The organism is Bradyrhizobium ottawaense (genome assembly GCF_002278135.3).
Taxonomy (GTDB): Bacteria; Pseudomonadota; Alphaproteobacteria; order Rhizobiales; family Xanthobacteraceae; genus Bradyrhizobium; species Bradyrhizobium ottawaense.
Genome location: NZ_CP029425.2, coordinates 6432458 through 6455540, shown reverse-complemented (window position 1 = coordinate 6455540; position 23083 = coordinate 6432458). Strand labels below are relative to the sequence as shown.

The 23083-nt window shown below is 65.5% G+C and carries 21 protein-coding genes; 13 read left to right on the top strand and 8 right to left on the bottom strand.

The window, feature by feature from the left end; translation table 11 throughout:
- Positions 1–147 precede the first annotated feature (147 nt).
- Positions 148–1071 (bottom strand): LysR family transcriptional regulator, encoded by a 924-nt coding sequence (locus CIT37_RS30600; RefSeq protein WP_095426918.1) that lies wholly within the window; start codon positions 1069–1071, stop codon positions 148–150.
- A gap of 91 nt (positions 1072–1162) precedes the next feature.
- Between CIT37_RS30600 and CIT37_RS30595 the strand changes: the two genes are divergently transcribed.
- The 6 genes from CIT37_RS30595 (at position 1163) to CIT37_RS30570 (ending at position 7295) form a co-directional block, all read left to right on the top strand.
- Positions 1163–1606 (top strand): nuclear transport factor 2 family protein, encoded by a 444-nt coding sequence (locus CIT37_RS30595; protein ID WP_028141684.1) that lies wholly within the window; start codon positions 1163–1165, stop codon positions 1604–1606.
- A gap of 50 nt (positions 1607–1656) precedes the next feature.
- On the top strand, positions 1657–1824 hold the full coding sequence (locus CIT37_RS30590) for a YjiS-like domain-containing protein (RefSeq protein WP_080670146.1): 168 nt from the start codon (positions 1657–1659) through the stop codon (positions 1822–1824).
- Between the two features lie 126 nt (positions 1825–1950).
- Entirely contained in the window at positions 1951–2217 is a 267-nt protein-coding gene (locus CIT37_RS30585) for a heme oxygenase-like domain-containing protein (RefSeq protein ID WP_334262515.1), read from the top strand.
- Entirely contained in the window at positions 2205–2477 is a 273-nt protein-coding gene (locus CIT37_RS30580; RefSeq protein ID WP_334262514.1) for a biliverdin-producing heme oxygenase, read from the top strand. Before CIT37_RS30585 ends, CIT37_RS30580 begins: the two co-directional genes overlap by 13 nt.
- A complete protein-coding gene (locus CIT37_RS30575) occupies positions 2474–5020 on the top strand; it encodes an HWE histidine kinase domain-containing protein (protein WP_095426919.1) in 2547 nt (848 codons plus the stop codon). The genes CIT37_RS30580 and CIT37_RS30575 overlap by 4 nt, the downstream gene beginning before the upstream one ends.
- 265 nt (positions 5021–5285) lie before the next feature.
- Complete coding sequence (locus CIT37_RS30570) at positions 5286–7295, top strand: methyl-accepting chemotaxis protein (RefSeq protein WP_161966235.1); 2010 nt, start codon at positions 5286–5288, stop codon at positions 7293–7295.
- A 59-nt stretch (positions 7296–7354) separates the two neighbouring features.
- On the opposite strand, the gene CIT37_RS30565 is transcribed toward CIT37_RS30570, so the two are convergent.
- The 3 genes from CIT37_RS30565 to CIT37_RS30555 form a co-directional block, all read right to left on the bottom strand.
- The gene (locus CIT37_RS30565; RefSeq protein WP_095426921.1) at positions 7355–8041 is read right to left on the bottom strand and encodes a glutathione S-transferase family protein; all 687 of its coding nucleotides are present in this window, start codon (positions 8039–8041) and stop codon (positions 7355–7357) included.
- Positions 8042–8165: 124 nt separating this feature from the next.
- A complete protein-coding gene (locus CIT37_RS30560) occupies positions 8166–8492 on the bottom strand; it encodes a hypothetical protein (RefSeq protein WP_028141679.1) in 327 nt (108 codons plus the stop codon).
- A 187-nt stretch (positions 8493–8679) separates the two neighbouring features.
- Complete coding sequence (locus CIT37_RS30555; protein WP_028141678.1) at positions 8680–9810, bottom strand: site-specific DNA-methyltransferase; 1131 nt, start codon at positions 9808–9810, stop codon at positions 8680–8682.
- A 413-nt stretch (positions 9811–10223) separates the two neighbouring features.
- Here CIT37_RS30555 and ypfJ point away from each other — a divergent pair, with 413 nt between their 5' ends.
- Entirely contained in the window at positions 10224–11159 is a 936-nt protein-coding gene (ypfJ, locus tag CIT37_RS30550) for a KPN_02809 family neutral zinc metallopeptidase (RefSeq protein WP_028141677.1), read from the top strand.
- 160 nt (positions 11160–11319) lie between these two features.
- Positions 11320–11883 (top strand): molybdenum cofactor biosynthesis protein B, encoded by a 564-nt coding sequence (moaB, locus tag CIT37_RS30545; protein ID WP_028141676.1) that lies wholly within the window; start codon positions 11320–11322, stop codon positions 11881–11883.
- A gap of 188 nt (positions 11884–12071) precedes the next feature.
- Here the strand turns inward: moaB and CIT37_RS30540 are convergent, their stop codons facing one another.
- A complete protein-coding gene (locus CIT37_RS30540) occupies positions 12072–13031 on the bottom strand; it encodes a bifunctional helix-turn-helix transcriptional regulator/GNAT family N-acetyltransferase (protein WP_095426922.1) in 960 nt (319 codons plus the stop codon).
- Between the two features lie 63 nt (positions 13032–13094).
- Positions 13095–13670: a glycosyltransferase family protein gene (locus CIT37_RS30535; RefSeq protein ID WP_028141674.1), complete on the bottom strand. Its 576-nt coding sequence runs from the start codon at positions 13668–13670 to the stop codon at positions 13095–13097.
- A gap of 325 nt (positions 13671–13995) precedes the next feature.
- Here CIT37_RS30535 and CIT37_RS30530 point away from each other — a divergent pair, with 325 nt between their 5' ends.
- Positions 13996–14835: an RMD1 family protein gene (locus tag CIT37_RS30530; RefSeq protein ID WP_095426923.1), complete on the top strand. Its 840-nt coding sequence runs from the start codon at positions 13996–13998 to the stop codon at positions 14833–14835.
- Between the two features lie 186 nt (positions 14836–15021).
- On the opposite strand, the gene CIT37_RS30525 is transcribed toward CIT37_RS30530, so the two are convergent.
- Both CIT37_RS30525 and CIT37_RS30520 read right to left on the bottom strand, forming a co-directional pair.
- Positions 15022–16212 (bottom strand): acetate/propionate family kinase, encoded by a 1191-nt coding sequence (locus tag CIT37_RS30525; protein WP_095426924.1) that lies wholly within the window; start codon positions 16210–16212, stop codon positions 15022–15024.
- 2 nt (positions 16213–16214) lie between these two features.
- The gene (locus CIT37_RS30520; RefSeq protein WP_161966510.1) at positions 16215–18629 is read right to left on the bottom strand and encodes a phosphoketolase family protein; all 2415 of its coding nucleotides are present in this window, start codon (positions 18627–18629) and stop codon (positions 16215–16217) included.
- A gap of 210 nt (positions 18630–18839) precedes the next feature.
- Between CIT37_RS30520 and CIT37_RS30515 the strand changes: the two genes are divergently transcribed.
- The 4 genes from CIT37_RS30515 to CIT37_RS30500 all read left to right on the top strand — a co-directional run bounded on the left by CIT37_RS30515 (position 18840) and on the right by CIT37_RS30500 (position 23059).
- Positions 18840–20006, top strand: coding sequence for a PA0069 family radical SAM protein (locus tag CIT37_RS30515; protein ID WP_028141670.1), 1167 nt, complete (start codon positions 18840–18842; stop codon positions 20004–20006).
- 25 nt (positions 20007–20031) lie between these two features.
- Positions 20032–20487, top strand: coding sequence for a VOC family protein (locus CIT37_RS30510; protein WP_038948293.1), 456 nt, complete (start codon positions 20032–20034; stop codon positions 20485–20487).
- 73 nt (positions 20488–20560) lie between these two features.
- Positions 20561–21418, top strand: a complete 858-nt coding sequence (rnhB, locus tag CIT37_RS30505) for a ribonuclease HII (RefSeq protein ID WP_038948292.1) — start codon at positions 20561–20563, stop codon at positions 21416–21418.
- A 132-nt stretch (positions 21419–21550) separates the two neighbouring features.
- A complete protein-coding gene (locus CIT37_RS30500; protein ID WP_095426932.1) occupies positions 21551–23059 on the top strand; it encodes a glycosyltransferase family 39 protein in 1509 nt (502 codons plus the stop codon).
- Positions 23060–23083 lie beyond the last annotated feature (24 nt).

Genomic DNA, 23083 nt, shown 5'->3' with positions numbered 1-23083 from the left:
CATACCGCGGAATCTATCGATTGCGATCGGTAGCAATCCCGAACGAGCAGTCTTCGCCAAACCGCATCCTGTGGTTATGGGTCCCGGATCAGCGCTCCGCTCCGCTGTGCTTGTCCGGGACGACACCGTGTCTGTTGAAGCTGCGTCCTACCCAGCACGCCGTTCTTTCTTCTCCAGCTCCCGCCCCGTCTGCAGCATCAGTCGGCGCAGCCAGATCGAGCCGGGGTCCATCTGGGCGCGGGTCGGGTAGAACATGAACTGCTCGTCGATCCCGGGGTCGAGCGGTGGCGTCACGGTGACGAGGCCGAGCTGTTTTGACAGTGCCGCGATCAGCCGGCGCGGCACGAAGGCGACGAGATCGGTGCGGGCAGCGACGTGCAGCGCTTCGAGATAGCCTGACACGACCAGCGAGATGTGCCGCTCGATGCCCTTGGCGCGCAGCCAGGTGTCGATCAGATCCTCGTTGCTGCCTCGGATGATCACGCCGACATGGCGCGCGCCCAGGAACGTCTCGCGCCGCTTCAGCTTCGCCGCCAAGGGGTGGCCGCGCCGCACCGCCAGCGCGTCGCTGTCGACGTAGAGCAGCTGGCGGTGAAAGCCCTTGAAGGCGTTGCCGATCGAGATCACGAGGTCGATGGTGCGGGCGAACTCGGCGTGGAAAATCGCCGATCCCCGCCATGGCACGATGTCGATGCGGACGTTGGGCGCGGCCCGCGTCACCTTCTCCATCAGCGGCGGCATCAGCAGCTCGACTGCGAGATCCGGCATCATCAGGCGGAATTGCCGCTCGCTGCGTGCGGCGTCGAAGTCATCAGGCACGAACAGCCCGCGTACCTGATCGAGCGCCTGCGCCAGCGGCGCGCGCAGGGCCTGCGCCCGCGGCGTCAGCTCCATCCGCGCGCCCGTGCGCACCAGCAGCGGATCGCCGAGAATGTCGCGCAGGCGCTGTAGCGCGTGGCTGGCCGCCGGCTGCGACAGGCCCATCCGCAGCGCGGCGCGGCTCACGCTGGCCTCGCGCAGCAGGGCGTCGAGCGCGGTCAGCAGGTTGAGGTCAAGCGAATTCAAATTCATCAGGCGAATAGATATCATATTCTCTATCGATTTGAAGAATTCTGATGCTGCGGCGATCATCTCCGCGTTCCCACCAAACGGAGATGCCGCCATGAATGCGATCGCCAACAAGAAACTGATGCAGGATATTTTCGCCGCCGCCGCCAATCCCGATCCGAACGCGCGCGATCGAGCCCTGTTCGCTGCAAGCCTTGCCGAAGACGCCAAATGGGTCGTGACCGGCCAGTATTCCTGGTCGCGCACCTTCTCAGGCAAGGAGTCGATCCTCAACGATTTGCACGGCTATGTGCGCACCCGCCTGCGCGACCGCACGCGCACGGTCGCTCACCGCTTCATCGCCGACGGCGATGTGGTCGTCGTGGAGGCAAAGGGCGACAACGTCACGCCCGAAGGCGTGCGCTACGACAATGACTATTGCCTGGTGTTTCGTCTCGAGGACGGCAAGATCAAGGAGATCCGCGAGTACTGCGACTCGATCCTGACCGAGCGGGCGCTCGGTTCTTTTCCGCAGGCGCCGGTGAGGGCTGCGAGCTGAGTGGATTGCGCGTCGCGTCCGCCGGCGGGTTTCCTCGGGCGGAGCCGGCGATGGTCGTGCGGGCGTGGCGGGCGCTGGTCGAAACGGTCCGTATCAGGCGCGAACGGTCCCGGGCCCGGGATCAACTCGCCGCCATGAGCGAGCGGGAGCTTCTGGACTGCGGGATGACCAGGGCGGAGATCGCGTACGAGCTGCACAAGCCCCGCCGGCGGAAATAAAGAGTCGAGGGTACGGTCCGCGCCTCTCCAGATATTCCAGTGCCGGCGGAACCTTCGGATTCCGCCGGCGTTTCCTTCGCTTCCGGGGCAATCGCGCCCCCGGCATTGCGCGCGTGTGGGAATTTCATGCTGGCTGGGGTTTCGGACGTCTCGACACAGGTGAACCCTGGCTTCCCTGGACTTCGTGAGCGACTGAGAGATGCGACTGCGGATGCGCACCGGGAGGTCGATGCGCAACTTTCGTCGTTCGATCTCACCGTCTTGGCGGGCTATCGCCGCTTTCTTCAAGCCAGCGCCGGCGCGCTTCTTCCGCTCGAGGCCGCGCTCGTCGCGGCAGGCGTCGCCAGGATATTTCCGGACTGGCCGGAGCGGTCGTATCCGTGCCGCCGCTGACGCCCAGCGGCATGCTCGGTACGATGTACGTGCTGGAGGGCTCTCGGCTCGGGGCAAGATTCCTGCTGAAAGAGGTCGCGGAGGCCGCCGACCTGCGCATGACGGAGGCCACCAGCTATCTCAGCCATGGGGCAGGCAAGCGCCTGTGGCAGAGTTTCCTGTCGAAGCTTCAAGGCGAAGAGGCCTGCGACGAGGTCGAGGTGATCGCGGCGGCGCGGGTTGCCTTCGCCGCGTTCGAGCGGGCGGCGGAGCGGGCATGAACGAGGCGGTCAATCTCACCAATTGCGATCGCGAGCCGATCCACATTCCCGGCAGCGTGCAGCCGTTTGGCTTCATGCTCGCTGTGCTCTCGGATTTCACGATCTGCATGGCCTCGGACAATGTCGGCAGCTTTCTCGGAAGCGACGTCGCCGATCTGCTCCAGCAGCCGTTGACGAGCGCCATCTCCGAAGCCGCTGTCGAGACCATCCGCGGTCGCGTCGACTATTTGAGTGGGCCGGATGCGACCGAGCGCCTGTTCGGCGTCGAGCTCCAGGCCAGCAAACCGCTTTACGATCTGTCGATCCATTTCTCCGGCGTCTACCTCATCGTCGAGGCGGAGCCGAGCGTCCACGAGCCCGGCGTCAATTCCGGCGAGCTCGTCCGCCTGATGCTCGAACGGATCCGCAAGACGCGCGGCATGACCGAGCTCGCGCGGGAGGCCGCGCGTCAGCTCAAGGTGCTGACCGGATTCGATCGCGTCATGGTCTACCAGTTTCACCCGGACGGATCGGGCGAGGTGATCGCCGAGACCGCGGAAGCAGGGCTCGAATCCTTCCTCGGCCTGCGTTATCCTGCATCGGATATCCCAAGGCAGGCGCGCGCCCTCTACCAGCGCAACTGGCTGCGCATCATTGCCGACGTCAACGCCAGGTCGGCTGCCCTGATGTCGACCGCCACGCACAATGCGGGATTGCTCGACCTTTCGATGAGCGTGCTGCGCTCGGTCTCGCCGATCCATATCGAATATCTGCGCAACATGGGGGTGGCCGCCTCGATGTCGGTATCGATCCTGCGCGATGGCAAGCTGTGGGGTCTGTTCGCCTGTCATCATTATTCGCCGCGGTACATTTCGTTCGACAAGCGTACGGCCTCCGAGCTGTTCGGGCAGATGTTTTCCTGGATCGTCGAGGGACGCGAGCGCGAGGGCGATGTCGCCTATGAGGCGCGGGCCCACCAGGTCCAGGAGCGCTTGATCGAGATCGCTGCTTCGCACGACCACAGCCGCCGCGCGATCGTCGACTTTCTCGGCGATTACCGCAAGATGATCGACTGCGACGGCGTCGCGGTCTGGTCCGACAACAAGATCGCCCTCGAGGGAGACACGCCGACCGAAGACGAGGTGAAGGACCTCGTCGCCTTCATCAACCGGACCTCGCCGGGCCGGATCTTCGCCAGCGCCGAGATCGCCAAGGTCTATGCCGCTGGCCAGGCTTTTCGCGACCGCGCGGCGGGTTTTCTCGCCATTCCGATCTCACGGACCCCGCGCGACTGCCTGATCTTCTTCCGGCGCGAGGTCACGCGGGCGGTGAACTGGGCCGGCGCTCCCGACAAGATCTATGACGAAGGTCCGAACGGGCCGCGCCTGACGCCGCGCAAGAGCTTCGAGCTCTGGCAGGAGACCGTGGCGGGCCAGTCGAAACCGTGGTCGGCAGCGGACATCCGCATCGCCGAGAGTCTGCGCGTCACACTGCTGGAAGTGATCCTGCAATTGTCCGACCTCGCCGCGCGCGAGCGCCGCGGCGCGCAGGAGCGGCAGGAGCTGATGATCGCCGAGCTCAATCACCGCGTCCGCAACATCCTGAGCCTGGTCCGCGCGCTGGTGGCGCAGAGCAAGGACACGGCGATGAGCGTGGAGGAGTTTGCGAGCGTTCTCGGCGGTCGCATCCAGGCGCTGGCCCGCGCCCACGACCAGATCACCAACCTGAACTGGGCGCCGGTGGCACTGCGGACCCTCCTCGAATCCGAAGCCGGCGCCTATCTCGGGGGGCGCGCAGGCCGGGTGAAGATGGGCGGGCCGGACGTCGCGCTCGATCCCAAGGCGTTTGCCACGCTGGCTCTCGTTGTCCACGAGATGATGACCAATTCCGCCAAATACGGCGCGCTCGCCGATTCCACCGGCAGCGTCGAGGTGGTCTGGCGCCTCGATCCCTCGTCGAGCCTCGTGATCGAATGGAAGGAAAGCGGCGGCCCACCGGTGCAGCCACCGTCGCGGCGTGGCTTCGGCACCACGATCATCGAGCGCTCGGTGCCGTTCGATCTCAAGGGCGATGCCGAAATCCGCTTCGACCTTCTGGGCGTGCAGGCGACGTTCGTCATTCCCCCCAATTTCGTCGAGCTGGTGCCGTCGATAGCAGGAGCCGCCATGCGTCTTGAGGAACAGCAGTCCAGCCGACCCCGGATCTCCGAGACCGCGCTGATCGTCGAGGACAATCTGATCATCGCAATGGCGGCGGAGGTCATCCTGCTCGATCTCGGCGCGCGTCATGTCGACACCGCCGCGACCGTCGACCAGGCGCTGCGCTCGATCGAGCGGACCCGGCCGAGCTTTGCCCTGCTCGATCCCAACCTCGGCAGCGAGAGCAGCATCAAGGTGGCGCAGAAGCTGAAGGAGATCGGCGTGCCCTTCATCTTCGCAACCGGCTATGGCGAGCGCGCGCCGCTTCCGGTGGATCTGGCCTCGGCGCCGGTGGTTCAGAAGCCGTACACGCTGGAAGTGGTCGAGCACGCGCTCGGCAAATTGCAGCAGGCTGGCGCCCAATAGTCGTTCGTCCTGTGAACGCATGCAGCTCTGCGCATCCCGCTCGGGATTCGTACGCGAACTTTGCATAGCTGCTGACAAAAGCAGCAGTTTTCGCGCCCGCAGATCCAGATCGCGCGAAAAATTTGAAGGTTCAATTAACGAGTGTCCCCCATTGTGTCGCAGTGCAGCGTGGGTCGCAAAGACACGCGGCTGCCAGGGTGGTCGTGACGATTTGCCGGAATTGTTCGGCCGCTCGAAGTGAAATGCATCTGGGTGGACAGTGGGAATGCCGAAGTTTCGTTTGCGGATCAGGGGACGCCTGTACGCAGGCTTCATGGCCTTGGTGGTGGTTGGTCTCGTGATGGCGGTGGTTGCCGTCTGGAATTTGCGGGCGGTGCAGGATCAGGTCGCAAGACAATCCGCACTTTCGGACAGCACGGCGCGGGTTTTGGAGATATCGACCCAGCTTCAGGCGATCCAGCGGGCCAATCTGCGTTACGTCTACGACGCCAACGAGCCCGCGATGAAGGAGGCGCAAGAGCGGGAAACCGCGGCGACCGAGCTGTTGCGGGTCGGCGCCAAGGGGACGCTCTCGGAGGATCGACGAGCGCTCTACAACGGCCTCATCGACGACATTGCCAAGATGCGACGCCTGCGTGACAATCTCGGCGACGCCGTCAACGAGGCGAGAACGGGCAAGGCGACGTTGCTGCCGAGCGGCGAGGAGCTGGCCGTCAAGATGGGCAAGCTGGTCGATGCGGCGCGCGCCGCCGTCGACGAAGACACCGCGGCCCTCGTCGCCGACCTCGAATCCAGGATCCTCCTTGTTCGGGTCGCGAACTGGCGTTTCCTGGCGCTGCGCGACGCGCAGGGACCCGCGAATTTCAGGGCGAGCGTAGACAGGGCGGCGCAGCGGCTCGCGGCTCTCGAAAAGAGCCCGCAGGCGGCGGAATTGCGCTCCACGCTCGCGCCGGTGAAGACCTCGCTCGGAATCTACAAATCGGCGTTCGAGACGACGTCCGCCGCGATGCTTCAGGCCGACGAGATCTACCACAAGAGCCTCGCGCCCCTCATCGTCGACAGCGTCGGCAGGCTCAAGGCCGCGGAAGCGACCCTGAAGAAGGACTATCAGGAATCGCGTACGACCGCCGAAGCCGTGATCGCGGGCACCACGACCATTCAGGAGATCGCCGGTGGCCTCGCCGTCCTGTTCGGCTGCATCGTCGCCTTCCTGATCGCCCGCGGCATCGTCGGTCCCCTGGCCTCGATGACGCGCGCGATGGGGCTGATCGCGGGCGGCAATCTCGAGGTCGAGATCCCCGGCCGCGGCAAGACCGACGAGATCGGCGACATGGCCAAGGCGATCCAGGTGTTCAAGGACAACATGGTCGAGACCGAGCGACTGCGCGCCGAGCAGACCGAGGTCGAGGCGCGGCAGGCGGAAAGCCGCAAGAAGGACATGGTCAGGCTCGCCGATCAGTTCGAGCAGGCGGTCGGCGAGATCGTGAACACCGTGTCGTCGGCATCGAACGAGCTCGAAGCCTCCGCCGGCACCTTGACCACGACCGCCTCGCGGGCCCAGGACCTGTCAACGGAGGTCGCCAGCGCCTCGCAGGAGGCCTCGGCCAATGTGCAGGCGGTTGCCTCGGCGACCGAGGAGCTCTCCTCCTCGGTGTCGGAGATCGCCCGCCAGGTGCAGGAATCCGCCCGTATCGCGGTCGAGGCCGTCGGTCAGGCGAGCAGGACCAACGACCGCGTCGGCGCGCTCTCCAAGGCCGCCGCGCGGATCGGCGACGTGGTCGAGCTGATCAGCACCATCGCCGGCCAGACCAACCTCCTGGCGCTGAACGCCACCATCGAGGCGGCGCGCGCGGGTGAAGCCGGCCGCGGCTTTGCCGTGGTCGCCTCCGAGGTCAAGGCGCTCGCGGAGCAGACTGCGAAGGCCACCGGCGAGATCGCCCAGCAGGTCTCCGGCATCCAGGCCGCGACGGAGGAATCTGTCGGCTCCATCAGGGAGATCAGTGGCACCATCGAGCGGCTGTCGGAGATTTCGTCGACGGTCGCGGCCGCCGTGGAGCAGCAGGGCGCGGCGACGCAGGAGATTTCCCGCAACGTCCAGCAGGCGGCCCATGGCACGCAGAGGGTGTCGTCCAACATCGGCGACGTGCAGCGTGGCGCCTCCGAAACCGGATCGGCCTCATCGCAGGTGCTGTCGGCGGCGCGCTCGCTGTCGGCCGACAGCAACCGCCTCAAGCTCGAAGTGGCCAAGTTCCTGAACTCGGTCCACGCCGCCTGAATCTCAAACGCAAAAGGCCACGCGCATGCGCGTGGCCTGAAAAGAACGGCGCGGTGCGATCAGGCGACCTTGGTCGCCATGTGCTTGAACATGTTGGCGCGGGCCTCGTCGTCCATCTCGGCCTTGAAGGTGAACTTGTCCTTCAGCGCGATCGCGCGTGCCGCCGCCGGCCGTGCCGAGATCTCGTCCACCAGCCGCTTCACGTTGGGGTAGCGCGCGAAGGCGTCGTCGCCGAGCTTGAACGGCAGCATCCGCGCCCAGCCCCACAGCGCCATGTCGACGATGGAATAGCTGTCGCCAACCATGTAGCTGCGCCCTTTGAGGTGACCGTCGAGAACCTTGTAGTGGCGATCCGTCTCGTACTGGTAGCGGTTATGGGCGTAATCGTGGTTCTGGTCCTTTGGCGCAAAATGCTTGAAATGCACGGCCTGACCCGAATACGGCCCGACGCCGGTTGCGATGAACATCAGCCATGACAGCGTCTCGCCGCGCACGCTCGCGGCGGGCAGGAACTTGCCGGTCTTCTCGGCGAGATAGAGCAGGATGGCGTTGCTGTCGAACACGATGGTGCCGCCATCGTCGATCGCCGGGACCTTGGCATTCGGATTGATCTTGAGGAATTCGGCCGTGAACTGCTCGCCTTTGCGGGTGTCGATCTTCACCGGCTCGAAGGGCAGGCCGGACTCCTCCAGAAAAAGCGCGACCTTGGTCGGGTTCGGCGATCCGTTGAAATAGAATTTGAGCATCGATCTCCCCAGTGTTTTTGCAAGGCGCGGACGCAGCGTCATTGCCGTGCGGCCTGTCTTGCCTGAACCCGTTGCGGGAGGGCAACCGGCGAGTTTGCCGGGCGGTATCTGCGCGCCACGCAGATCAGCCGGCGTAACAAAGGCCAATTGCCGCCGTAACGACCATCGCGGCGCCGACCGCTTCCAGCCGCAGCCCGAGCCGCGTGGCCAGATGCATGTCGGAGGCTCGCGCCGCGCGCTCCGATCCGCGTGCGTAGCCGTGAACGATGACGTCGTGATTGAAATTGTCGTGCGCCTCGTTGCTGCTGGCGAGCCCGACAGAGATCACGAGCACGCCGAACAGCGCGAGGCCGAAGAATCCGAGCAGGGCGATCAGGAACATCGGAAACATGCCGAGCAGGAAGATCGGCAGCAGCGGCACCAGCAGCAATGTCTCGGACTGTCGTCGCATGGGGCCCACCGTCAGGACGGGGCTGATCGGGCGAATCTAGTCCTGGCGGGGGCGGCATTCAACCACCACTGCTGTCATTCCGGGGCGCGCCTCTTGCGCGAGCCCGGAATCCATTGGGCCGCATGTGCTGTGGTTGGGTGGATTCCGGGTTCTCGCTTCGCGAGCCCCGGAATGACGGCGGAGAGGATCACTCCGCCGCCATGCCGGCGCGGATTTCGGCGCGCAGCTCGTCGATCAGCTTGAGACCCTTCTTGGTCTCGATGTGCCAGAAGGTCCAGCCGTTGCAGGCCTGGGCGCCCTGCGCCACCGCGCCGATGCGGTGGATCGAGCCGACCTTGTCGCCGAACATGATGGCGCCGTCGGCACGGACCAGCGCGCCGAGCTTCTTCTTGGCGTCGAACAGCTTCGTGCCGGGCATGATCATGCCGCGCTCGATCAGTTCGGAGAACGCGACCCGCGGCGCTTCGCGCGCGGTCATGAACGGGGCAAGGCTTGCTTCCGGCAGCGGCTCGACCGCGGCGATGCGGGCTTCGGCAGCCTTGGCATACGTCTTGTCGCGCTCGAAACCGATATAGGAGCGGCCGAGGCGTTTGGCCACGGCGCCGGTGGTGCCCGTGCCGTTGAAGGGATCGATCACGAGATCGCCGGGCTTGGACGAGGACAGCAGCACGCGCGCGAGCAGGCCTTCCGGCTTCTGCGTCGGATGCACTTTCTTGCCGTCGGCGCCCTTGAGGCGCTCCTCGCCGGTGCAGAGCGGGATCAGCCAGTCGGAACGTGCCTGCACGTCCTCGTTCGCGGCCTTCAGCGCCTCGTAATTGAACGTGTAGCCCTTGGCCTTTTCGTCGCGCGCGGCCCAGATCATGGTCTCGTGCGCGTTGGTGAAGCGGCGGCCGCGGAAATTCGGCATCGGGTTCGACTTGCGCCAGACAATGTCGTTCAGGAGCCAGAAGCCGAGGTCCTGCATGATCGCGCCGACGCGGAAGATGTTGTGATAGGAGCCGATCACCCAGATCGTCGCCGACGGCTTCATCGCGCGGCGGGCGGCAAGCAGCCAGGCGCGGGTGAAATCGTCATAGGCGGAGAACGAATCGAACTTGTCCCAGTCGTCGTCGACGGCGTCGACATGGGATTCGTCGGGGCGCTTGAGGTCGCCCTTGAGCTGGAGATTGTAGGGCGGATCGGCGAACACGAGGTCGACCGAACCAGCCTGAAGCTTCGACATCTCGGCGACGCAATCACCGAGGATGATGCTGTGCGAAGCGGACTCAAAATTTGTGCGGGGCGCCCTTGCAGACGCCCCGCGACGCGACACTACCATGACTCAAGAACTCTGACTCAGGCGACGCTGTCGGCGACGCGGGACCAAACAACCGACTGATCGTTACAATGAAGCGGCAAAGTAAAAATCGACTTAACCCGCCGCTTTCGTGAGCAGGCCTCGCATCGCTCCCCGCGTGCGGTTCACTGCGCGCACTCGCCGTGTTTTGCAGTGTATTTCGCGTTTCGTCGCGTTGCGGGAGCGATCATGGCTCCAAAAAGGCGCCAAATTTCTCTCGGAAAAAATTGCTCGACCCTCGGAAAAAATTGCTGGCATCGGCATGCTGTCGCACTAGGCAATAATTGCCGAGCGAGATATTGATAAAAGCAACGGAAATTTTACGTGTGTGGCGCGTTGAGCTTTCGCGCTTCTGCGCCCAAATGATGCCAATCGACGACTGAGGGAAACCCGCCATGCGCTACGATGATTTCCGCCGCAGCGACGACATCGAGGATCGTCGCGACGATGGTGGAGGCGGCGGTGGCGGAGGCGGGTTCGGCCTTCCGATGGGCGGCGGCGGGCTCGGCATCGGCACCATCATCGTGCTTGGCCTCGTCGGCTACGCCTTCGGCATCGATCCGCGCATCCTGATCGGCGGCGCCGAGATCCTCACCGGCGGCGGCCAGGCGCCGAGCTACCAGACCGATCGCCAGTCGTCTTCGACCGCCAAGCGCGGCGCCCCGACCGACGAGATGGGCAGCATGATCTCCGGCATTCTCGGCGAGATCGACGACCGCTGGAGCGAGATCTTCCAGGCCTCGGGCCAGTCCTACACCGGGCCGAAGGTCGTGCTCTTCCGCAACGTCACCAATGGCGGCCGCTGCGGCCGGGCAGAGTCGGCGATGGGGCCGTTCTATTGTCCGCCGGATCGTACCATCTTCCTCGACACCTCGTTCTTCCGCGAGGTCGAGACGCGCTTCCGCGGCTGCTCCGGCAAGTCCGCCTGCAACTTCACCACAGCCTACATCATCGCGCACGAAGCCGGCCATCACATCCAGAACCTGCTCGGCATCATTCCGCGCGTGACGCGGCTGCAGCAGCAGGCGGGCTCGAAGGCGGAGGCCAACGCGCTCCAGGTGAAGGTGGAATTGCAGGCCGATTGCCTGTCCGGCGTCTGGGTCAATCGCGAGTCGAAGAAGCGTCCGAACTTCCTGGAAGCCGGCGACATCGACGCCGCGCTGACCACGGCGAGCGCGATCGGCGACGATACGCTGCAGCGCCAGGCCACGGGACGCGTCGTGCCTGACTCCTTCACCCACGGCTCGGCGGCGCAACGCAAGCAGTGGTTCATGACCGGCTACCAGCAGGGCACGGTCCAGGCCTGCAACACGTTCGGCGGCGGGACGTAGTAGTCTCGCTGCCGTGCCCCGGACGCAGCGCAGCGCTACTTCAGCGGTGCGCTGCAGAGCCGGGGCCCACACCGCCGGTCTCCCAAGCCTCTAAATGGGTCCCGGCTCTGCGGCGCGGCGCTGTTGCGCCGCACCTAGTCCGGGACACGAGAGACGCATCATGGCCTCCATCGACGAAGCAAAACAGTTCATCCCGCTCGACATCGCGGTGCTCACCGTGTCCGACACCCGTGCGCTCGCGGATGACAAGTCCGGCCAGACGCTTGCCGACCGCCTAGCCGCGGCCGGCCATCGTCTCGCCGCGCGCGAGATCGTCACCGACGATGTCGAGGCGATCCGCGCCGTCGTTCGCCGCTGGATCGCAGATAGCGGCATCGACGTCGTCATCACGACCGGCGGCACCGGCTTCACCGGACGCGACGTCACGCCGGAGGCGATCGAGCCCTTGTTCGAGAAGCGCATGGACGGTTTTTCCATCGCCTTCCACATGCTGAGCCACGCCAAGATCGGGACATCGACGATCCAGAGCCGCGCCACCGCCGGCGTCGCGGGGGCGACCTACATCTTCTGCCTGCCGGGCTCGCCCGGCGCCTGCCGCGATGGCTGGGACGGCATCCTGGCCGCTCAGCTCGACTACCGCACGCGCCCGTGCAATTTCGTCGAGATCATGCCGCGGCTGGACGAGCATCTGCGAAGGCCGAAGGCGCAAGGCGCGACGGTGTAAGGGCGGATCGTTCTCGGGGGGCTCTCCGCATCATCAGTATCGTAGGGTGGGCAAAGCGACTTGTCCGCCATAGCTCGAAGAGCGACGGCGGAAGCGTGCCCACGATCTCTGTCCGCAATGCAGGGGCCGTGGGCACGGCGCTCATGCGCCTTTGCCCACCCTACGATTCCTGACTTGTAGCGACAGCGCTACAGATCCCGCTCCCAGGTCTCGCCGACCAGATCGGCACCGAAGCTGTGGTGCTTCTCTTGCTTCACGAGCTTGAAGCCTGCGCTTTGATAGATGCCGCGTGCGGCAACCAGGATGCTCTGCGTCCACAGCGTCATCTTGCCGTAGCCCCGCTCGCGAGCGCCCTGGAGGCATTGCTCGACCAGCGCACGGCCGACACCGAGCCCGCGCGCTTTCTTCTCCACCTGCAACAGGCGCAGCTTGGCGATCTCGTCGGTGGCCTTGACCAGAAAGATCGAGCCGACGGGCTCGCCGCCCACTTCCGCGATCCAGCAGTGCTCGCGCGCGGCATCGTAGTTCTTGATGAACTGTGCGCAGATCTCGGCAACCAGCGCTTCGTAGCTGATGTCCCAGTTGTAGTCCGCGGCATAGGCGGCGGCCTGCCTGGAGATGACCCAGCCCATGTCGCCAACGCGATGGCTGCGCAGCATGAAAGCCGCAGGCTGGGTTCGACGTTGCTCCAGTAGGGCCTCGATGGTCGCCATGGCCTGCGTGAGCCGCGTTGCATCGCTGGCCGAAAGCTGAGCCAGCATTGCGGCGACCTCGTTTTGCGAGCTCAGGTTCAGCTTGGCGTAGGTCTGGCGGCCCTTGGCGGTGAGGCTGAGCTGGTATTGCCGGCGATCTGCGGGCAGGGGCCTGCGCGTGATCAGCCCCTTTTCGTCGAAGCTCTGCACGATGCGGCTGAGATAGCCGGGATCTAGGCCAAGCTCGATTCCGATCTCCTTTGCCGCCAGCTCGTCGCGATGCGCGAGTTCGTAGAGCACGCGGGCCTCGCTGAGCGAGAACGGGCTCTTCCCAAGATGCTGGTCGAGCACACCGAGCTTGCGGGTATAGAAGCGGTTGAAGGCGCGGACCGCTGCGATGCGATCGTCGGCGACCTGCTCGATTGCAAGGGGTAATGGGGAAGAGCTTGATGGCATGACGGCACCTCAATATTTGCCATTGTCAATTAATTATTTGACTTTGGCAAGTATCAGGTGGCTTCAGCCGACCATCACGATCTGGCTGCGCAGCACGGTCCGGGACGAGCGGCCGAGCCGGCGGAGCAGCCGTGCCTCGGAACGGCGGGCCTGCGGCGGGTAGCCGCCGATCCGGTCGTAATGATCACGCGCGATCAAAAGGCCCTGATCGCCGAGCGGGCCGATCACCCTCCGCACCACGGCCCGGAGGATGTCGCGCAATCCGGTATCGGCGTAAGGCGAGCGCGCATAGCGGAACACGGCAGCGCGGTCCCGTCCGCTGGTCGCGACGGCCTGGATGAACTGGGTGGTTTCCTCGATCCAGCCGGTTTCGAGCACGGCGCCTGCGGGCAGGAACATCAGCCACGGCGAGCGGGCCTGGAGCGCGCCGGCCGCGAGCGCGGCGCCTTGCGAGGATCCCTCGAAGCCGACGAAACGGCAGCCTGCGACGTCGGCAACCCGCTCGATGACGCCGTTGCGGGTGCCGTCGACCAGAAGCACCTCGCGGATGACGCCGGCGGCGGCCCCGGGGACCAGCGCGGCCAGAGTCGCCACCGCGGTCTGCTCGACGCCTTCGGTCGGAATGATGACGCTCAGCATGATTGAGGCTTCAATGTCTGCACTTCGGGAGAAGCGTAGCTTGTTATGATGTTGTCATAAACACGTGGCGTTGCCGAGTGCAACTTTCCGGCCGCGCTTCGGCGTGCGATGGTAAACTGCAGCCAGTCCTCGCAGCCAAATGTGTCACGCGCGGGTTGGCGATGTTGCCGAATGTTTCGGCACAAGCTCGTCCCGGGGGGATTGACCTGGAGTTTTACGGCGACATTGCGCGGCGCGCGGGTAGTTGGCTCCTGCAGGGACGGGGCGCCCTGCAAGAAAGGTTCGAACGGGACATGTGTGACTTTGGTGGCGGCGGAGGCTTCCTGTGAACGCCGATCAACTCGCTGTTGGCACGGCCTCGACATCGCCGAAGCCGGAGTCTGCGCCGACCTTGCGGATCCGCGCGCTGATGCTGGGCGATCGCATCAACGCCGCCGGTCTCGAGATCGGCACGCTGGTCTCGTCGACGCCCGCCGCCTTCCGTGTCCATGCCGGCCTCGCCGTGATCTTCCGTTACGGCGTCGTGGTGCTGATCGGGCTGCTCCCGTCCGAGGAGAAAGTGCTGATCGACAGCCTGAAGCCGCGGGTAATCGGCGAGTTCAGCCCGTACGAGGAAGAGATTGCGCAGGCACAGCTCTGCAAGGATGAAAGCACTGAAGCGATCCAGCCGGGCGGGCCGATCTGTCTCGCAAAGTTCTCCGACGACCGGCTGCTGCTGGTTGCGGACGCGCTCGCCAAGAGTACGTCGCTCGCGCGCGACGAGCGCCGCGTCGCCGCGGTCTTCGATGTGATCGAGCCGTTTGCGCGGGAGCTCGCCGAGCACGGCCGCACGCCGCGCCGTCGCAAGGGCATCCTGCAACTGATCGGCAATGCACTGCTGGTGCAGCAGCGCGTCGCCGGGCGCGTCGCGATCGCCGAGAAGCCCGACGTGCTCTGGGAGAAGCCCGAGCTCGACCGGCTCTATTCGCGCCTCGAGGACGAGTACGAGCTGAAAGAACGCCTCGACACGCTCGAGCGCAAGCTCACCGCGGTGTCGGAAACCGCCAACGCGCTGACCGACATCATCGACACCCAGCGCTCGCTCCGCCTGGAGATCGCGGTCGTGGTCCTGATCGTGATCGAGGTCGCGATCGGGTGTTTTCAGATCCTGACCGGGACGCATTAGTTCGTGCGTGCCATTGTGCCCTCTTCTGTCCACACGAGTCAGGAATCGTAGGTGGGCAAAGGCGCACTTGCGCCCTGCCCACCATCGACGCCACATTGACAGACGTGGTGGGCACGCTTCCGCCTTCGCTCGTCGAGCAACGGCGGACAAGTCGCTTTGTCCACGCTACGAGACTGACACGTTCTTTCAGCTGGGATGGCCTTGCTGCAGCAGCGCAGCGCAATGGCGCGCGATCGTCAGCTCTTCATTGGTTGCAATGACGAGCACATCGACTGCGCTATCGCTACCGCTGATCCGCTCACGTGTCTCCTCATTCGCCGCGGCATCGATGCGCACGCCCATCCATGCGAGACGTTCGCCGATCGCGCTGCGGATCTCCTTGGCGTGCTCGCCGATGCCGCCGGTGAAGACCAGACAGTCGAGGCCGCCAAGCGTGGTTGCCATCATCGCGACCTGCTGCGCGGCGCGGAAGGTGAAAAGATCGACCGCGTCTCGCGCGGCAATCTCGCCGCTCGCAAGCAGCGTGCGCATGTCCGCGGAGATGCCGGAGACGCCGAGCAGGCCCGACTGGTGATAGAGCAGGTGCTGGACATCCTCGATCGAGATCTTTTCGTGCTGCTGCAGATAGAGCAGCACGCCGGGATCGATCGTGCCGCAGCGTGTGCCCATCACGAGACCGTCGAGCGGCGTCAGCCCCATGGTGGTGTCGACGCTGCGGCCGTTGCGCAACGCGCACAGGCTGGCGCCGTTGCCGAGATGCGCGATGACGGTACGCTTGGCGATGAGCTCCGGCGCAATCTCGGCGAGGCGTCCCGCGACATATTCGAAGGAGAGGCCGTGAAATCCGTAGCGTCGGACGCCACGTTCCTCGTAGCGCCTCGGAATGGCGAAGCGGCTCGCCGGCGGCGCCAGGCCGTGATGGAACGCCGTATCGAAGCAAGCGATCTGCCTCAGCGCTGGTCGAATCGCCGCGAGCGCACGAATTGGCGCGAGGCACCGCGGCTGGTGCAGCGGCGCCAGCGGCGTCAATGCCTCCAGCTTCGCGGTGACGTCGTCGGTCAGCGCGATCGGCCCTGAATAGTCCGGCCCGCCGTGAACGATGCGATGGCCGACGGCACGCAGATGGTGTTCGCCGAAACGGTCCTCGATGAACGCGAGCACATCGGCGAACAGATGGCCGCCGTCGGCGTCCGGCGCCTCGCTCGCTGTCTCGAACAGGTCTTCGCCCGCGGGGCTCTTCACCACGAGCCGGGGTTTTGCCTCGTGCTCGTCGAGCAGCCCCTTGCAGAGCAGGCGGGGTTCAACAGCCGAGATCTCGAACAGGCCGAACTTGATGCTCGACGATCCCGAGTTGAGGACGAGGACCGTGTCCGACATGGCTAGTCGCCGGCTTCGGCCGGGGTATTGCCGCCGGAGCTGTTAGGCCAGACCCAGCCTTGGATCTCAGGCATGTCCTCGCCGTGCTCGCGCACATAGCGCGAATGCTCGATCAGCTTGTCACGGAATTGCTGCTTCGCTTGCGCAGCCTTGGCCGCGAGCCCGGGCACGCGTTCGATCGCCTCGATCGCGAGGTGGTAGCGGTCGAGCTCGTTGAGCACGACCATGTCGAACGGTGTCGTCGTGGTGCCTTCCTCGGCAAAGCCGCGCACATGCATGCCGGCATGATTGGTGCGGTTATAGGTCAGCCGATGGATCAGGTAGGGATAGCCGTGATAGGCGAAGATGACAGGCTTGTCGCGCGTGAACAGGCTGTCGAAGTCGCGGTCGGACAGGCCGTGCGGATGCTGGTCTTTCGGTTGCAGCGTCATGAGATCGACGACGTTGACGACGCGGATCTTCAAATCCGGCAGCGCCTTGCGCAACAGGTCGACGGCGGCGAGCGTCTCCAGCGTCGGGACGTCGCCGGCGCAGGCCATCACCACGTCGGGCTCCTGGCCCGCATCTTCCGTCCCCGCCCAGCTCCAGATGCCAATGCCGGCATCGCAATGCGTGGCAGCGTCCTGCATCGACAGCCATTGCGGCGCCGGCTGCTTGCCGGCGACGATGACATTGATGCGGTTGTAGGTCCGCAGGCAGTGATCGGCGATCCACAGCAGCGTGTTGGCATCGGGCGGAAAGTAGATGCGAACGATGTCGGCCTTCTTGTTGGCGACGAGATCGACGAAGCCGGGATCCTGATGGCTGAAGCCGTTATGGTCCTGCCGCCAGACATGCGAGGTCAGGAGATAGTTGAGCGAGGCGATCGGGCGCCGCCATGGCAGATCGCGCGTGACCTTCAGCCATTTGGCGTGCTGGTTGAACATGGAATCCACGATGTGGATGAAGGCCTCGTAGCAGGAGAAGAAACCATGGCGGCCGGTGAGCAGATAGCCCTCGAGCCAGCCCTGGCAGAGATGCTCGCTCAAGACTTCCATCACGCGGCCGTCTTGCGCGAGGTGCACGTCATAGGGCTCGATCGGCTCCATCCAGACCCGCTCGGTCTCCTCGAACACTGCGTCCAGCCGGTTTGACGCGGTTTCGTCCGGGCCCATGATGCGGAAATTGCGCTCCTTCGCATTGAGGCGGATGACGTCGCGCAGGAATTTGCCGAGCTCGCGCGTCGCTTCCCCGATGGCGCCGCCGGGCTGCGGCACCTCGATGGCAAAGCTGCGGAAGTCCGGCAGCCTCAGCTCCTTTTTGAGCAGGCCACCATTGGCATGCGGATTGGCGCCCATGCGGCGAATGCCTTCGGGCGCGAGCGCCTGAAGTTCTGGAATGAGCGCGCCGCTCTGGTCGAACAGCTTTTCGGGCTCGTAGCTGCGCATCCAGTCTTCGAGAACTTTGAGGTGCGCCGGGTTCTCGCGACAACCAGCCACCGGGACTTGATGGGCGCGCCAAAAACCCTCGACCTTCTTGCCGTCGACCTCTTTCGGACCGGTCCAACCCTTCGGACTGCGCAGCACGATCATCGGCCAGCGCGGCCGCTCGACGCTTTTGCGCCCGTCCCGTGCGTGCTGCTGGATCGAGCGGATGCTGGCGAGCGAGACGTCGAGCGCGTCCGCCATGGCCTGGTGCATCAATTTGGGATCATCACCCTCGACGAACAGCGGCTCGTGGCCGAAGCCGCGGAAGAGATCGCGGATCTCGCTGTTGGGCATTCGCCCGAGCACGGTCGGATTGGCGATCTTGTAGCCGTTCAGATGCAGGATCGGCAGCACCGCGCCGTCATGCGCGGGGTTCAGGAACTTGTTGGAGTGCCAGGAGGCAGCGAGCGGGCCGGTTTCCGCTTCGCCGTCACCGACCACGCAAGCCACGATCAAATCAGGATTGTCCAGCGCTGCACCGTAGGCGTGCACCAGCGCGTAGCCGAGCTCGCCGCCTTCGTGGATCGAGCCCGGCGTTTCCGGTGCCGCGTGGCTCGGAATGCCGCCGGGAAACGAGAACTGCCTGAACAGCTTGCGCAATCCGTCCTTGTCGCGCGCGATGTCGGGATAGATCTCGCTGTAGCTGCCCTCCAGATAGGTGTTGGCGACCATGCCGGGACCGCCATGGCCGGGACCGCAGACATAGAGCACGCTGATATCGAGCGCGCGGATGACGCGGTTGAGATGGGCGTAGATGAAGTTCAGGCCGGGCGTCGTGCCCCAATGGCCGAGCAAGCGCGGCTTGATGTGCTCGGCCCGCAGGGGCTCGCGCAGCAGCGGATTGTCGAGCAGGTAGATTTGCCCGACGGAGAGGTAATTTGCGGCGCGCCAGTAGCGATCGAGGAGGTCGAGGTTGCTGCTTGCCGCGGCCGATTGTTGTTGTTTTGTCATGTTCCTGCTGACCTTCACCCGGCGATCGTCACCAACATTGTTCCGCGACGATTGATCCCTGACCGGCATCAAACGAGATCGTCATGACGGGGGTGTTGCGTGAGGTCAAAGGACCGCGCCCGAAATTTGGGCGCCTACTTTGCATGGGGTTGTTTTCCCATTTTTTGTTTGTGTTCTTGATTTGTTCCGTTGTCGTGCTATCCTCGCTTCATGAGTCCAGCAGCATCGTCTCATGCTCTCAAGCACCCGCCGGTCAAGGCGCCCTCCGAGCCGGCGGGTGTGGACTCTGACTTTCCAGAACTTGGCGTCGCCATCGACCGCGCGCGCAGGCGAGGGCGGGGCGCACAGTCCAATGCCAGCGGCCGCTATGAGGCCGAGGCGCGCGTCGCCTTCGACGACGGCTGGCAGAGCCTGGAAGAGCTGCCGCCGTTCAAGACCAGTGTCGGGGTCGACACCTCACGCAAGGTGATCACCCGCAACGATTCCCCCGATATCGGCTTCGATCGCTCGATCAATCCCTATCGCGGCTGTGAGCATGGCTGCGTTTATTGCTTCGCGCGGCCGACCCATGCCTATCTCGGCCTGTCGCCGGGGCTCGACTTCGAGTCAAAACTGTTCGTCAAGCCCGAGGCGCCGGCGCTGCTGGAGAAGGAGCTCGCCGCGACCGGCTATGAGCCCCGGATGATCGCGATCGGCACCAACACCGATCCCTATCAGCCGATCGAGCGCGAGCGCAAAATCATGCGCGGCATCCTCGAGGTTCTCGAGCGTGCCGGCCATCCCGTCGGCATCGTCACCAAATCGGCGCTGGTGGTGCGCGACATCGATATTCTCGCGCGGATGGCCAAGCGCAACCTCGCCAAGGTCGCCATCTCGGTCACCTCGCTCGATCCGAAGCTGGCGCGCACCATGGAGCCGCGCGCCTCGACGCCGCCGAAGCGGCTGGAAGCGCTGAAGCAGCTCTCGGACGCCGGCATCCCGACCACCGTGATGGTCGCGCCCGTGATCCCCGCGCTGAACGATTCCGAGATCGAGCGCATCCTGGACGCGGCCGCCCATGCCGGCGTCAAGGAGGCCTCCTATGTGCTGCTGCGGCTGCCGCTGGAGGTGCGCGATCTCTTCCGCGAATGGCTGATGGCGAACTATCCGGACCGCTATCGCCACGTCTTTACGCTGATCCGCGACATGCGCGGCGGGCGCGACTACGATGCGAAATGGGGCGAGCGGATGAAGGGCACCGGACCGATGGCCTGGACCATCGGCCGCCGCTTCGAGATCGCCTGCGACAGGCTCGGCCTCAACAAAAGGCGCTCCAAGCTGACCACGGATCATTTTGCCCGGCCGAAGCGGAACGGCGATCAGCTGAGCCTGTTCTGAGCGGGAAGTGTGGAAGAGGTGTCGTATGAGTAAGCAAGTTTCGGCTCCGGTGCCGCGGCTCACCGTCATCACGCTCGGTGTCAGCGATATCCGCGCCAGCATCGCCTTTTACGACGCGCTCGGGTTCTCGCGCCGGCTAAAGGCGACCGGCGAGGCGGTGGCGTTCTACGATACCTGCGGTCCGGTGCTCGCGCTGTATCCTTGGGATCAGCTCGCGGCCGACGCGGCGTTGCCGGACCAGCCGAGGCCATCGACCTTCCGCGGCATCACGATCGCCTGGAACTGTCGGACCCGAGAGGAGGTCGATGCAGTGCTGGCCTTTGCCCTCGGCAAGGGGGCAAAGCTCGCGAAGGCCGCGCACGAGACCGATTACGGCGGCTATTCCGGTTATTTTGCCGATCCCGACGGCCATCCCTGGGAGGTCGTGGTCGCACCCGGCATCGAGGTCGGCGAGGACCGGCGGGTGCATCTGGCGGAGTAGGGCGGCCTGAATAACGGGAATTGCGCCGGGTTCCCGGTTGCGCCGGCCGGGCCGCTTGCGCACGATCCCCGCCATGATTCGGGACAAGTCCGCCAAGACACCGGCCAAAGACGCGCCAAGGAAGGACGCTGCGAAAAAGGCAGCGCCCGCCAAGGCCGGCAAAGCGCCTGCGACCAAAACAACGACCGTTCCCGCAGGCAAGAAAGGCATCATCGCGGTCGCACCGCCGAGCTTCCGGCGCGAGCGCGCGCTGATCAAGTGCGGCGTCTGGCCGGTCGCCGGCTGCGACGAGGCCGGCCGCGGGCCGCTCGCCGGCCCCGTGGTGGCTGCAGCCGTGATTCTCGACCCCGACCGCATCCCGCGCGGCATCGACGATTCCAAGCGCCTGACGGCGGAGGAGCGCGAAAAACTGTTCGACAAGATCTGCGCCACCGCCCAGGTCTCGGTCGCCGTCGCCTCGCCCTCGCGAATCGACCGCGACAATATATTGCGCGCCTCATTGTGGGCGCTGAAGCGCGCCGTCGTGGCACTGCCGGAGGCGCCCAGGCACGTCTTCGTCGACGGCCGCGACCGGCTCGACACTCCTTGCGATTGCGAAGCCGTGATCGGCGGCGATGGCATCGTGCTGTCGATCGCGGCGGCCTCCATCATCGCCAAGGTGACGCGCGACCGCCTGATGTGCGCTCTGGCGCAGGACTGTCCCGGCTACGGCTTCGAGCAGCACAAGGGCTACGCCGTCCCCGAGCACCTCGACGCGCTCGACCGCCTCGGCCCCTCCGTCCATCACCGCCGCTTCTTCGCCCCGGTCGCGGCCGCACGCGCCAAGCACATGCCGTGGACCGTCGAGCCGGTGCCGGATCTGTTTGCGGTGACCGAGGTCGAGGTGCCGGTGGAAGCCAGCGTCGAAATCGACGCGTCGGCGAATCTCTAGAGTTAGCCAGGCGGGACAAGCCAGGGCATGACGAGGAAACCGTCGTTGCCACAACGCGCAGCGCCCCTTATCAAAGTGTTTGTGAGCGAATAGGGCCGGCTGGACGGGTTGGCTGCATCTTTCGGGCGTTGCATGCGGTTTACCTCCCTGGTCATCGAGCTCATTCGCGCCCGGCCGCGGCTGATCGTCTGGATCGCCGTGCTGCTGCAGGCCGCGATGTGGCTGTTCGTGGCGCTGGTGTTCTACCGCAGCCCGCCTGGCAGCCTTGCGACGCTCCTGGCTTTCGGACGCGAATACCAGGTCGGCACCGATCTCGGTCCGCCCTTGCCGGTCTGGCTCGCCGACATCGCCTATCGCGCCGCCGGCGGCCACATGTTCGGCGTCTATGTGCTCGCCGAGCTCTGCGAGATCGCGACGTTCATTGCGCTCTATCATCTCTCCCGCGCCGTGGTCGGCTCGCAGCAGGCGGTGCTCGCGGTGCTCTTGACCATGACGGTGCTCGCCTTCTCCTCGTCGGCGCTCGACTTCGGCCCGCTTGTCCTGGCCCGGCCGCTCTGGGCGCTGCTGCTGCTGCACTCCTGGCAGATCATCGGCCAGCGTCGCGGCAATGCCTGGTTCGCCTGGTCGATCGAGGCCGGTCTCCTGCTGCTGACGACGCCTGCGGCGATCTTCCTGCTGCTGCTGCTCGTCGTCTTCGCGGTCTCGACCGCCGGCGGCCGCCGGACGCTGCGCGCGCTCGATCCGCTGTTCGCGCTTGTTGTCGTCGCGGTGCTGGCGCTGCCCTACGCGGTCTGGCTGATGCGCGCCGAGACGCTGGTGATGCCGGCCTTGCCGCAAGTTGCGGAGCTGGATGCCCGCGCCCTGCATGCGGCCTGGCTGTTCGGCGGCCTCGTGCTCGGGGCCGCTGCGATCCCGGCGCTGACATTCCTCAACACCGGGCTGTTCGCCGGCAAGGGCGAGGAGCCGCCGATCATCTACCGACCACCGGTCGAGCCGCTGGCGCGCAACTTCGTCTATTTCTTCGCGCTGGCGCCGGCGCTGGGTGCGGTGCTCATCTCCGGCCTGCTCGGGCTCGACTCCGTCGTCGGCGGCGCCGGCGTCGTGCTGGTTGTGTCCGGGCTTGCCGTGGTGGTCGCAGCCGGCGATCTCATCGCGATGCGCCGTGCGCGGATGCTGCGGACGGTCTGGGCCGCCGCCGTCGTGGCGCCGGCCGTCGGCGTCGTGCTCGCCGTCCTGCTGCTGCCCTGGACCGGCACGAACGAGATCGCGACCTCGATGCCGGCGCGCGCGATCTCGGACTTCTTCGACGAGAGCTTTGCCCGCCGCACCAACCATCGCCTGCGTGCGGTGGCCGGCGAGACCTCGCTTGCGAGCCTGATCACGCTGCATTCCGGCCGGCCGCATCTCTTCATCGACGCCGACCCTGCGCGCACGCCGTGGATCAATCAGGCCAAATTCAGCGAGACCGGCGGCGTCGTGGTCTGGCGCGCTTCCGATACCGCCGGCACGCCGCCGCCGGACATCCTCAAGCGCTTTCCCGGCATCGTCCCGGAAGTCCCGCGCGCCTTCGAATGGCTGGTGACCGGTCGCCAGCAGCTCCTGCGCGTCGGCTGGGCCATCGTGCGGCCGAAGGGGACGTGAGGACGTAGGTCTCGTGCCCCGGAC

What these genes read in the sequence shown, in the direction of transcription:
- CIT37_RS30600 (WP_095426918.1), bottom strand. Translation starts at nt 1,071, where the DNA reads ATGAATTTGAATTCGCTTGACCTCAACCTGCTGACCGCGCTCGACGCC.
- CIT37_RS30595 (WP_028141684.1), top strand. Translation starts at nt 1,163, where the DNA reads ATGAATGCGATCGCCAACAAGAAACTGATGCAGGATATTTTCGCCGCC.
- CIT37_RS30590 (WP_080670146.1), top strand. Translation starts at nt 1,657, where the DNA reads ATGGTCGTGCGGGCGTGGCGGGCGCTGGTCGAAACGGTCCGTATCAGG.
- CIT37_RS30585 (WP_334262515.1), top strand. Translation starts at nt 1,951, where the DNA reads ATGCTGGCTGGGGTTTCGGACGTCTCGACACAGGTGAACCCTGGCTTC.
- CIT37_RS30575 (WP_095426919.1), top strand. Translation starts at nt 2,474, where the DNA reads ATGAACGAGGCGGTCAATCTCACCAATTGCGATCGCGAGCCGATCCAC.
- CIT37_RS30570 (WP_161966235.1), top strand. Translation starts at nt 5,286, where the DNA reads ATGCCGAAGTTTCGTTTGCGGATCAGGGGACGCCTGTACGCAGGCTTC.
- CIT37_RS30565 (WP_095426921.1), bottom strand. Translation starts at nt 8,041, where the DNA reads ATGCTCAAATTCTATTTCAACGGATCGCCGAACCCGACCAAGGTCGCG.
- CIT37_RS30560 (WP_028141679.1), bottom strand. Translation starts at nt 8,492, where the DNA reads ATGCGACGACAGTCCGAGACATTGCTGCTGGTGCCGCTGCTGCCGATC.
- CIT37_RS30555 (WP_028141678.1), bottom strand. Translation starts at nt 9,810, where the DNA reads ATGGTAGTGTCGCGTCGCGGGGCGTCTGCAAGGGCGCCCCGCACAAAT.
- ypfJ (WP_028141677.1), top strand. Translation starts at nt 10,224, where the DNA reads ATGCGCTACGATGATTTCCGCCGCAGCGACGACATCGAGGATCGTCGC.
- moaB (WP_028141676.1), top strand. Translation starts at nt 11,320, where the DNA reads ATGGCCTCCATCGACGAAGCAAAACAGTTCATCCCGCTCGACATCGCG.
- CIT37_RS30540 (WP_095426922.1), bottom strand. Translation starts at nt 13,031, where the DNA reads ATGCCATCAAGCTCTTCCCCATTACCCCTTGCAATCGAGCAGGTCGCC.
- CIT37_RS30535 (WP_028141674.1), bottom strand. Translation starts at nt 13,670, where the DNA reads ATGCTGAGCGTCATCATTCCGACCGAAGGCGTCGAGCAGACCGCGGTG.
- CIT37_RS30525 (WP_095426924.1), bottom strand. Translation starts at nt 16,212, where the DNA reads ATGTCGGACACGGTCCTCGTCCTCAACTCGGGATCGTCGAGCATCAAG.
- CIT37_RS30520 (WP_161966510.1), bottom strand. Translation starts at nt 18,629, where the DNA reads ATGACAAAACAACAACAATCGGCCGCGGCAAGCAGCAACCTCGACCTC.
- CIT37_RS30515 (WP_028141670.1), top strand. Translation starts at nt 18,840, where the DNA reads ATGAGTCCAGCAGCATCGTCTCATGCTCTCAAGCACCCGCCGGTCAAG.
- CIT37_RS30510 (WP_038948293.1), top strand. Translation starts at nt 20,032, where the DNA reads ATGAGTAAGCAAGTTTCGGCTCCGGTGCCGCGGCTCACCGTCATCACG.
- rnhB (WP_038948292.1), top strand. Translation starts at nt 20,561, where the DNA reads ATGATTCGGGACAAGTCCGCCAAGACACCGGCCAAAGACGCGCCAAGG.
- CIT37_RS30500 (WP_095426932.1), top strand. Translation starts at nt 21,551, where the DNA reads ATGCGGTTTACCTCCCTGGTCATCGAGCTCATTCGCGCCCGGCCGCGG.